This window comes from Dactylosporangium sp. NPDC050588, from assembly GCF_040654975.1.
Taxonomy (GTDB): Bacteria; Actinomycetota; Actinomycetes; order Mycobacteriales; family Micromonosporaceae; genus Dactylosporangium; species Dactylosporangium maewongense.
On record NZ_JBFAJA010000212.1, the window covers coordinates 1 to 2,827 of the forward strand.

The following is a 2,827-nucleotide window of genomic DNA, read 5'->3' on the forward strand; positions in this document are numbered from 1 at the left end:
GGCCCCGCGCTTCGACCACCTTGCAGGCGTCCTCAAGGGACCAGACCCCCGCAACATGCGCCGCCGCCAGCTCACCGATCGAATGACCAAGCAGGTAATCGGGCTTGAGACCCCAGGACTCCAGCAACCGGTACACCGCGACCTCAACCGCAAACAACGCAGGCTGCGTCCACTGCGTCTCATCCAGCCGCGCATCGTCCACCTCGACGAGTGCGCACACCTCGTCATACGCCGCCGCGAACACCGGGAACGCCTCGTACAGACCGCGACCCATCCCCGACCACTGCGCACCCTGACCGGTGAACAGCATCGCGTTCCCGCCGGCGGTGACCTGCCCGCGGATGACGGCGTCGCCCAGCAGGACGGCCCGGTGCTCGAGTGCGGACCGGCCGGTCGCCAGGGAGTGGCCGACGTCGACGGGGTCGAGTCCTGCCACGGTCCGCAGCCGGTCGACCTGTGTGTCGAGGGCGTCGGCGGTGTGCCCGGAGAGCGGCCACGGCACCACCGGCAGCGACGGCGGAGCGTCGGCCGGGACGGGTGCGGGCGCCTGCTCCAGGATCACGTGGGCGTTCGTTCCGGAGACACCGAACGACGACACCCCGGCGCGGCGCGGGCGGTCAGTGTCCGGCCAGGCCCGGGCCTCGGTGAGCAGCCGAACCTCGCCCGTGGACCAGTCCACGTGGGACGAGGGGGCGGTGACGTGGAGGGTGCGGGGCAAGGCGCCGTGCTGGAGCGCGAGGACCATCTTGATGATCCCGGCGACGCCGGCGGCGGCCTGGGTGTGGCCGAGGTTCGACTTCACCGACCCGAGCCACAGCGGCTCGTCGCGGCCCTGTCCGTAGGTGGCGAGCAGCGCCTGCGCCTCGATCGGGTCGCCGAGGCTCGTGCCGGTGCCGTGCGCCTCGACGACGTCGACCTCGGTGGCGGCGACCCCGGCGGCGGCGAGCGCGGCGCGGATGACCCGCTGCTGTGCGGGACCGTTCGGGGCCGTCAGACCGTTGGAGGCGCCGTCCTGGTTGACGGCGGAGCCGCGCACGACGGCGAGGACCGGGTGGCCGTTGGCGACGGCGTCCGACAGCCGCTCCAGGAGCAGGACGCCGACGCCCTCGCCCCAGCCGGTGCCGTCGGCGTCGTCGGAGAACGCCTTGCAGCGGCCGTCGACGGACAGGCCGCGCTGGCGGGAGAACTCGACGAACACGCCCGGGGTCGACATGACGGTGACGCCGCCGGCCAGGGCGAGCCGGCACTCGCCGCGGCGCAGCGCCTGCGTCGCCAGGTGCACGGCGACGAGCGACGCGGAGCACGCGGTGTCGACGGTGACCGCGGGACCCTCGAGTCCGAACGTGTACGACAGCCGCCCGGAGACGACGCTGGCGGCGTTGCCGGTGCCGAGGTAGCCCTCGACGTTCTCCTCGGCGTGGGTGAGGAGGTTCAGGTACTCCTGGCCGTTGGTGCCGACGAACACGCCGGTGGCGGTGCCGCGCATGGCCCGCGGGTCGAGGCCGGCGCGTTCGAACACCTCCCACGACGTCTCCAGCAGCAGCCGCTGCTGCGGGTCCATCGCCAGGGCCTCACGCGGCGAGATGCCGAAGAGCGCGGCGTCGAACCCGGCGGCGTCGTCCAGGAACCCGCCGACCCGGGTGTAGGTGCTGCCCGGCCGGTCGGGGTCGTCGTCGAAGAGCGCGTCGAGGTCCCAGCCGCGGTCGGCCGGGAAGTCACCGATCGCGTCCCGGCCGTCCACGAGCAGCTGCCACAGGTCCTGCGGCGACGCGACGCCGCCGGGGAACCGGCAGCCCATCGCCACGATCGCGATGGGCTCCTGCTGTGCGGCTTCCAGCTCCCGCAGCCGCAACCGGGTCTGGTGGAGGTCTCCGGTCACCCATTTCAGATAGTCCCGGAGTTTGTCCTCGTTCATGACAACCCCACCCGTCGCCCCGGGCTCACCTCATGACCGACCGAGTTCCTCGTGGATGAACGAGAAGAGCTCGTCGTCCGTCGCCGCGTCGAACCGCAGTGAGGTGGCCGATTCTGATTCCGTCGTGCGCGCCTTGTCGAGCTTCGAAAGCATCACATGCAGCCGGGTGCGCACGGCAGCGTGCAGGTCATCCTCTGGGGAAATCACCGAAATCAGGTTTTCGACCTTGTCGAGGTCCGCGAGGATCGATAGCTGGGGGTTTTCCGGTGCGCCGCCGGTCGCCTCGGCGTGCAGGTGGGCGGCGAGCGCGGCCGGCGTCGGGTAGTCGAAGACGGCGGTCGCCGGCACCTTCAGGCCGGTGCGGGCGGCGAGCCCGTTGCGGAACTCGACGGCGGTCAGCGAGTCGAACCCGAGGTCCCGGAACGCGTGCCCGGGCTCGACGAGCTCGGTGCCGCCGTGCCCGAGGACCTCGGCGGCCTGCCGGCGCACCAGGTCGAGCATGCCGGCGAGGGCCCACGTCTCCGTGTCGTTCTGCGGTACGGGCGGCGTGTACAGCCCGCTGACGAGCGGTGCGGGGCGTCCTGCGGTGAACCCGGGCCCGAACCGTTCCCAGTCGATGTCGGCGACGACGACGGTCGCGGCGGCGCCGGTCCGCGCGAGGGCTGTGACGGCGACGGACGGGTCCATCGGCCGGACGCCGCCGCGGCGGTGCCGGTCACCGAGGTCCCCCGCCATGCCGTCGCCCGCCCACGGACCCCACGCGATGGAGACTCCCGGAAGTCCGGCGGCACGACGCTCCTCGGCGATCGCGTCCAGGGCGGCGTTCGCGGCGGCGTAGTTGCCCTGACCCGCCGACCCGACCGACCCCGCGAACGACGAGAACAACACGAACGCATCCAGCGGCAGACCCCG

2 protein-coding genes are annotated in these 2,827 nt (G+C 72.5%); both read right to left on the reverse strand.

The annotated features are described in order from the left end of the window. Positions 1-1,915: type I polyketide synthase (locus AB0I21_RS57305; RefSeq protein ID WP_360574472.1), on the reverse strand; the 1,915-nt coding region annotated here is incomplete at its 3' end. A 30-nt stretch (positions 1,916-1,945) separates the two neighbouring features. After that, a partial coding sequence (locus AB0I21_RS57310) for a KR domain-containing protein (RefSeq protein ID WP_360574474.1) occupies positions 1,946-2,827 on the reverse strand: 882 nt, incomplete at its 5' end.